Origin of the sequence: Butyrivibrio sp. INlla16, assembly GCF_900104155.1 — a bacterium.
GTDB lineage: Bacteria > Bacillota > Clostridia > Lachnospirales > Lachnospiraceae > Butyrivibrio.
Genome location: NZ_FMYB01000031.1, coordinates 44,744 through 51,422 on the forward strand (window position 1 = coordinate 44,744; position 6,679 = coordinate 51,422).

Consider the following 6,679-nt stretch of genomic DNA (forward strand, 5'->3'; position numbering starts at 1 on the left):
TCCGGAGTGCCATATAATTAGAAAAGAGTAATATACAGGCAGGAGACCTATCGTGGCAAGAGAACTGACAGATGAAGAAAAGAAAGCATATGACCATATGCTGGAGGGTGCAAAACAGCTTAACATCTTTGGGGAAGAAGAGGAGCTTGATGCAAAGGATTTCTTCATTTATCCCTTAGATAATAACGAAACGGAGATACCGTTATGAACAAAAAATACTAGTAATATCAGATTCACATGGATATCCGGGATTTGCAAAAAAGGCCATTGAAGAGGAATCTCCCTTTGATTTTCTTGTTCACTGCGGTGATATCCAGGATTCTATTTCTTCCATAACAGGAGATGATCCATCCTATGAAGTAAAGATAGTCCGCGGCAACTGTGACTTTGGAAACAGTCTTCCACTTAACGAGGAATTCAAGGCTGGCTTCTTAAACGTATGGGTAACACATGGAAATGCCTACAATGTTAAATATGAGGAAAGCCTTAAGACCTTAAAAGAGGCTGCTAAATCGAGATGTGCTGATCTTGTCCTCTTCGGGCACAGTCATTTTGCTGAGATTGTAAAGGACAAAGAAAATAATATCACTCTTGTAAATCCGGGAAGCATCTGTTATCCGCAGGTTAGTGGGGATAGGGCCACTTATGCAGTTGTAACGGTAACAGATGATTATGAGATTATCCCAGAAATCAAAGAAATAGAAGATACTCCATAACCCAAAAGCACCGCCACCGGGATCCTGCCACAGTGACGGTACCTTATAGGTTTCCTTTAGTATTCATTTTTAGGGTCCTCCTTCTATGCTTATATAGTAGCAGGAGGAGAGCAAAAATAAATTAACCAGTTTGGGGAAATAGTATTGTCTATTTTTCTTTAGTTATAAGGTGGATGATTAGTATCGACATCATAGCAATATGCTATGGTGTCTTTTTTTCTTCAAAATGGCTAATCTGATTCTTCTATTAATATATGAAAAGTCTTGTGCTATCTGCACTCGCGGCTATGCCACCTCTGAATTAATTCCGCAAAAATTACACACCTTGTAGTGAAAGGAGGAATGCACTGCAAATATAAAAGGAAATATGCAGTGCAAATTTCACATGAAAAATACAAGGAAAATAACAAAGGATAATTTCAAATCGGAAAAATTACAATTAAATGAGGAGGTGATAGAAGGCGTGAATAGTAATCCAGACCTATATGGAGGAATTTATAAGGAATTGGCAGAACTACTAGGGGATGCCGCAACTATAAAAATCTGGAAGAGATTTTCAGGTCTAAATGTTACCTTTCCCCAGAGGCTATATTCCAAGGAATACACAAAGGAATTCATAAAGGAAAATATGAATGATCAGAAACCTGCTGAGCTGTCAAGGGCAATGGGACTATCTGAGAGGAGAATAAGGCAGATTATTACCGAAATCAAGCATGAGAATGAGGAGGTGTGATATGGCATTTTGTTCTAATTGTGGTTCTGAATTGAAGGAAGGCGAAAAATTCTGTACTAATTGCGGCAAAGCCGTCTCAAACGAAGATCGTACACAAAATCCCATCAGTTATACAGAAAATAATAATGTTAAAAAGCCCAAAAAGAAGAGAAAGGTATGGAAGATTATACTTATAATCTTTCTGCTGTTAGTAATAGGTGCAGGAGCATTCATTTATCATGAGATGAATGAGGATTTTCCTAAAGCTATCGGAAAGGAGAAGACAACTGATATAGAGATAGGTGGGATAGTATTCCCTATGTCTGAAGCATATGAGTTCGCAGATTCGAATGCGAGCGGAGGACAGTCTTATAAAACAAAAGGTGGTAGATCATATATCCTGTTTGAGAGTACGGATCTAGACATACCTGAAGGATTTGATATTGCGGATAAGGACTTAGAAGCCAAGATTTATGAGGCAATCAAATCTAATGCTGATGCTATTCTTACTTCACCTAAAGAAGTAAGTACAGATGATATGAATATCGATAGTTTGCCGTGCTGGTCAAAAGCATATGAAGGTACATATGAAGGAATAAGCGCACATATGAAATGTGTAGCTACTTATAACTCATACAGCAAGAAATTTGTCGCGGTGACAATAGTTACATCTTCAGGCTATGCGGATAAAGCTATGGCCAGATATGACAGGATGCTTAATACTGCAAAGGTAAATAAATCTGTATCATCAAGTGCAGAAGGAGTAAGCGTAGACTTAAAAGACCTTCTTGATAGTTATGAGGAATTCATGGATGAGTACATAGAATTTATGAAGAAATACAAGTCAAACTCTTCTGATGTTGCAAGTATGCTTGGAGATTATACTGAAATAATGCAAAAATACACCGATTTTGCTACCAAGATATCAAATCTCAACACTAGCAATATGTCACCTGCGGATTATGCATATTATATGGAAGTAACAACAAGAATATATAAGAAATTAGCGGAGATAGAATGATACTATTACGGAGCCAGGGTAATAAAACGCCTTGGCTCTATGTTAAACATTATGCGATGATATTTTAAGTAAATTTTAGCGTTATATCGACAAGCATGATGTATAATGTATATTAATCATATTTATTCATAAGGGGGTCCAAATGAGTTCTATTTACAGTTTCTTGGCGGGCAAAATGAATGCCATAATTCTAATCTGTGGTGTGTTACTGATTGTTTTACTTGTGGGTAATTATATTGCTATTCTAGGGCACTACAATCAAATAAAATCCATTATGAATTGGAAAAATACAAAAAGTATGCTGAACAAGAACACTCATGAAGTGGAAGATCAGGCAGATAGTGAAAAAGTCACTCCAGATTCTATAAGGGAACTGGAAACAGCTTTTAACAAAACATGCTCATGGCATGAGGCTTTTTCACAATTGATTCCGTTATTCCCGCTTTTTGGAATTCTTGGAACTGTTGCTGGACTCATCATGCAGCTTAATACGGAGGACCTTAGCACAATATTCTCTTCATTACATTTGGCATTGGGATCAACTTTTTATGGACTGATTTTTGCCATTATTTTGAAGTTTGTAGATGCTGTTGGTCCTTCAAGAACAATAAATGAAACAGAAATTATCCTCGAAGATTATGATAAGAAGGTTAATAACGCAGTAATGCTGGGAAATATATCTGAATAACTAATTTTTGAGGGATTAAGATATGAAGAGACGTAGGAACAAATCTAACAAATTAATAGATTTAACTTCATTGCTGGATGTTGTTTTCATTATACTGCTGGTTGTTATGTGTCAGCTCCAAGAAACAAAGAACACGTATGCAGCTAAGGAAGAAAGCATTCAGCAACAAGAAAATGATTTTAACGAATTGAAAAAACTCTATAGTGATCAAATAGAATCACTAGGTTCGGTATCGGATTATATTTCATATATCACTGTGAATGCACAATATGATGAGGACTTGGTCACTAGACATATTACCATCTTGAATTCAGACAAACAGTCTGAAATACCAGAAATACCGCAACTAAAGGGACTGCGTGTTTCAGATGGGTATGATGAACTAAACAAATATCTTAGTACTTATGTTGCTGAAAATCCTGAGAGAGTAGTTGTTTTGTCGTTTAATGAAGATGATGAAGATATTCTTTACAGGGATGAAAAAGCAATAAAGGAAATCTTTACTCAGTTAAGTAGTGAGTACCCCAATATAAGAGAAAAATAAAGGGATAATTATGATACCTATATTTATGATGATAATTGGCGCAATTATGATATTGGTATCCGTTTTTATGTGTCTGATGTACTTATTTGAGCCTTTATATAAGAACTATCAGATAGTTATTAAACGGAAGGATGATTATGCGCATTATACAGCACCTAGAACTTTTGCATTATTACAGAAAGCTAGGAAAGGCTATTGGATTCAAACCGGAATTTTATTCTTTGTAGGCTGCATATTGTTTTTCTCAGGTGTCTATTTGAGATATGGTGAAAGGGGATTTGGCATTTTATTTTCAACAGAATTAGAAAGTGAAGATACAGATCCAATTAATGGAGAATTGGCTGAAGGATTTGATCCATCTGGGAATTATGTCTCTGATGATGGGGTAGTATACACTCAGTATGTAATAGTAAAGGGAACGGACATATTATTTAAAGATGAATTCGTTTGTGATGTAGAAGAATTTGAAACAGAAGTAAATAGGCTTCCCGAGGGAAATACTATATATGTCATTGACGGTTATGCCTCAGCTCACACGTTTCATGAGGTTATGAGAATTCTGAGCGAGAAGGGATTTGAATATGAAACAGACGAATAAAAAACGGATAGGAATGGCTATCTTTTTATTGTTATGTGCTTCTCTCATGTGCGGATTTGGAAAAAAGTCGGTAGAACTAACAACAGATACATTAATTAATCTTGATAAGGCAATAGAAATTTCCGTTTTAGGAGTGGAGGAGACAGGAAAAACAAAAGAAAAAGATACCCAAAAAGAAAAATCATCTGATAGTTCAACAGAAAAAAGTAGCGAGTCGAAGCAGGTTAATTCAGTAGAGCCCGCAGGTAATGGTAAAAAGGAAATAGAAACTATAAAGGTAAGAATCCGGGACAGAGAAATATTTGTTCATGGGGAGGATGTTGCCATTTCTACGGATGAGTTATCAAAAAAAATAAAACAGCTTTACACCGGTAGTGAAAAAGTTCGCTTAATAGACGATTATGCAGAAGCTCATGTATATCGCGAAGCTGATGAAATACTATTAGGATTGAGTTCTGAAATGGGGTTTAAATATGATGCAGATTAACCACTTACGAAAAAGAGTTGGGACAATAGCAGTATGTACCATGCTGATCCTAATGAATATTATGCTATGTGGAGCATGGTTTGCAAAACCAGATGTAATATTGGATACAGAAAAAAACGTTTTATATCAATGTACTTCTGCTGATGTCGTTATTAATGCGTTTGAATCAGATCCTAAAAATGCGAAGGAAAAATATAATGAAAATCCTTATCTGATTAGTGGAACCATAATTTCTAAGAAAAAAAATAATAAAGAACTCTCTTTAGGGATAGACAAGCAAACAAAAAGAGTTATTACGTGTAAAACGACTGATAAAGCTGCATTAGAAAACTTTAAAGAAGGTGATCAGATAAGCCTTTTTGGGAAACTGAATGTGGGACTTGTCAAATATAGTCTAAGCATGAACATAGATAATGTTATGAGTAGCCCTAATACATTTTATGCAGATGATACATATATTTTGCTAGATGGAACGATAGTAAACAAAACATCTCTTGTCAAAAGAACGTTTGCTGAAAGCGGCTTTAATTTTTTTATTCCGTCTGGATGGAAGGCAATCGAGCATGATATTGAAAGTGAAAAATTGGGTAATATGCCCGGATATCAATACACTCTTAATAAGATAGGGAAGAAAAGGGCAAAAGCGGAAAGCCTTTTTATTTGCTACTTTGACAAGACGAAAATGGTTGATATCAACGATCAAAAAGAAAATGATCTGATAGAAAAAGCTATAATAAAGGACATTCTAGGTAAGGATACATTAAAAGAGTTTCCATTGAAAACTATAACTACTTATTATGGCGCAAGCTATAAGTATTACAGGGATACATATAAACAGGCACTTGGTGAAAAATATCAGGTTGAATTCATATTTCAAGAGGTAGATAATGCTATTCTCGTTTATGTATATGTTTATCAGGAGCCAAATAATATTAGTGATGTGATGACTGTTCTTAGGTTTGTGGAGGATACAAATAAAAAGTGACGTTGATTAAAGTTATCAGAACCTTGGAGGATGAATATGAGCGATAGATTCCAGGAAGATGATTGTTATTGTGGTAATTGTCATAAACCATTAGGAGAAAAAGATAAATTTTGCCCTTACTGTGGAACCAAACGTGGAGAGGGCAAATTTGATCCCTTTGATAATGGGATTACATGCGTATATGGGCCGCCAGTAACGGTAAAGTACAAATGTAAGGCCTGTGGGAATAAATGGACAGTTAATACATTAGGTGGTGATAACAGTAAGTATTGTCCGGTATGCGGCAAATCACCTATCACAAAAATTAGCGAAGAATTTGGAATGTTTTAATTATGAGATATAACCCAATGGACAAATTATGTCCATTGGGTTTTGTAGACTATAGGCATAAAATACGAGAGCTGCAAAACGGCGGATTTAACAAAGATAATGGAGGAAGAACACTTTGGTTTCTCTGTTTGATGCATATGAAATAATTAAACATGAATCAGAACTGTGGCCGCTTATATCGATATATGAGTATCCTGATTCTTACATGGTATTTGGCGTTTGTGTTGATGACCATGCCGTAGTTGTTGGGAAAAAGACGGGAGATATGGCGCTTATTTCTATGCCAAGCGCTTCTGAATGGGTATGTGGTGATCAGACGGAAGTATATTTGGAAGAACTGTTTGATGACTTAATCGGTTTTTATGAGAGCAATAAAGATGAAAAGCTATTAGCAAGGCTTTATCAGATAGCTTGCAATGAGTGCTTTACATATAGCGAGAGTACGCCAAGTGATCTATCAATGTTCAGAAGTAAGGAAGATTATGACTCAATTATCAGCAGATGGGGAGAAATAGAGAAACTCCTAAATTCTGAAATCAGAGAAATTATGGACAATGATAAAACAATTGTATATCCGCCATGGGTTCTGGATAAATGG

Annotated in this window: 11 protein-coding genes; all 11 read left to right on the forward strand. The window is 35.7% G+C overall.

Annotated elements, in window-relative coordinates:
* Window positions 1-52: 52 nt before the first annotated feature.
* On the forward strand, window positions 53-208 hold the full coding sequence (locus BLR42_RS22830; RefSeq protein WP_170832791.1) for a hypothetical protein: 156 nt from the start codon (window positions 53-55) through the stop codon (window positions 206-208).
* A gap of 16 nt (window positions 209-224) precedes the next feature.
* Window positions 225-716 (forward strand): YfcE family phosphodiesterase, encoded by a 492-nt coding sequence (locus tag BLR42_RS24240; protein WP_369094662.1) that lies wholly within the window; start codon window positions 225-227, stop codon window positions 714-716.
* 385 nt (window positions 717-1,101) lie between these two features.
* Window positions 1,102-1,449 (forward strand): Mor transcription activator family protein, encoded by a 348-nt coding sequence (locus tag BLR42_RS14275; RefSeq protein ID WP_139165173.1) that lies wholly within the window; start codon window positions 1,102-1,104, stop codon window positions 1,447-1,449.
* A 1-nt stretch (window position 1,450) separates the two neighbouring features.
* Window positions 1,451-2,449: a zinc ribbon domain-containing protein gene (locus tag BLR42_RS14280; protein ID WP_170832792.1), complete on the forward strand. Its 999-nt coding sequence runs from the start codon at window positions 1,451-1,453 to the stop codon at window positions 2,447-2,449.
* 142 nt (window positions 2,450-2,591) lie between these two features.
* A complete protein-coding gene (locus tag BLR42_RS14285; protein ID WP_091824139.1) occupies window positions 2,592-3,137 on the forward strand; it encodes a MotA/TolQ/ExbB proton channel family protein in 546 nt (181 codons plus the stop codon).
* Window positions 3,138-3,159: 22 nt separating this feature from the next.
* On the forward strand, window positions 3,160-3,681 hold the full coding sequence (locus tag BLR42_RS14290; protein WP_091870465.1) for a hypothetical protein: 522 nt from the start codon (window positions 3,160-3,162) through the stop codon (window positions 3,679-3,681).
* Between the two features lie 10 nt (window positions 3,682-3,691).
* Window positions 3,692-4,279, forward strand: a complete 588-nt coding sequence (locus BLR42_RS14295; protein ID WP_091870467.1) for a hypothetical protein — start codon at window positions 3,692-3,694, stop codon at window positions 4,277-4,279.
* A complete protein-coding gene (locus BLR42_RS14300) occupies window positions 4,263-4,766 on the forward strand; it encodes a hypothetical protein (protein WP_091870470.1) in 504 nt (167 codons plus the stop codon). The genes BLR42_RS14295 and BLR42_RS14300 overlap by 17 nt, the downstream gene beginning before the upstream one ends.
* Window positions 4,753-5,751 carry a hypothetical protein gene (locus tag BLR42_RS14305; RefSeq protein WP_091870472.1) on the forward strand — a complete coding sequence of 333 codons (999 nt, stop codon included), beginning with the start codon at window positions 4,753-4,755 and terminating at the stop codon, window positions 5,749-5,751. The genes BLR42_RS14300 and BLR42_RS14305 overlap by 14 nt, the downstream gene beginning before the upstream one ends.
* 36 nt (window positions 5,752-5,787) lie before the next feature.
* On the forward strand, window positions 5,788-6,081 hold the full coding sequence (locus BLR42_RS14310; RefSeq protein WP_170832794.1) for a zinc-ribbon domain-containing protein: 294 nt from the start codon (window positions 5,788-5,790) through the stop codon (window positions 6,079-6,081).
* Window positions 6,082-6,196: 115 nt separating this feature from the next.
* On the forward strand, window positions 6,197-6,679 hold a 483-nt coding region (locus BLR42_RS14315; RefSeq protein WP_139165174.1), incomplete at its 3' end, for a hypothetical protein.

Bases quoted from the DNA above. Each gene is read 5' to 3' on its own strand.
- BLR42_RS14285 (WP_091824139.1), top strand. From the start codon at position 2,592: ATGAGTTCTATTTACAGTTTCTTGGCGGGCAAAATGAATGCCATAATT.
- BLR42_RS14295 (WP_091870467.1), top strand. From the start codon at position 3,692: ATGATACCTATATTTATGATGATAATTGGCGCAATTATGATATTGGTA.
- BLR42_RS14275 (WP_139165173.1), top strand. From the start codon at position 1,102: ATGAAAAATACAAGGAAAATAACAAAGGATAATTTCAAATCGGAAAAA.
- BLR42_RS14305 (WP_091870472.1), top strand. From the start codon at position 4,753: ATGATGCAGATTAACCACTTACGAAAAAGAGTTGGGACAATAGCAGTA.
- BLR42_RS14280 (WP_170832792.1), top strand. From the start codon at position 1,451: ATGGCATTTTGTTCTAATTGTGGTTCTGAATTGAAGGAAGGCGAAAAA.
- BLR42_RS14300 (WP_091870470.1), top strand. From the start codon at position 4,263: ATGAAACAGACGAATAAAAAACGGATAGGAATGGCTATCTTTTTATTG.
- BLR42_RS14310 (WP_170832794.1), top strand. From the start codon at position 5,788: ATGAGCGATAGATTCCAGGAAGATGATTGTTATTGTGGTAATTGTCAT.
- BLR42_RS14290 (WP_091870465.1), top strand. From the start codon at position 3,160: ATGAAGAGACGTAGGAACAAATCTAACAAATTAATAGATTTAACTTCA.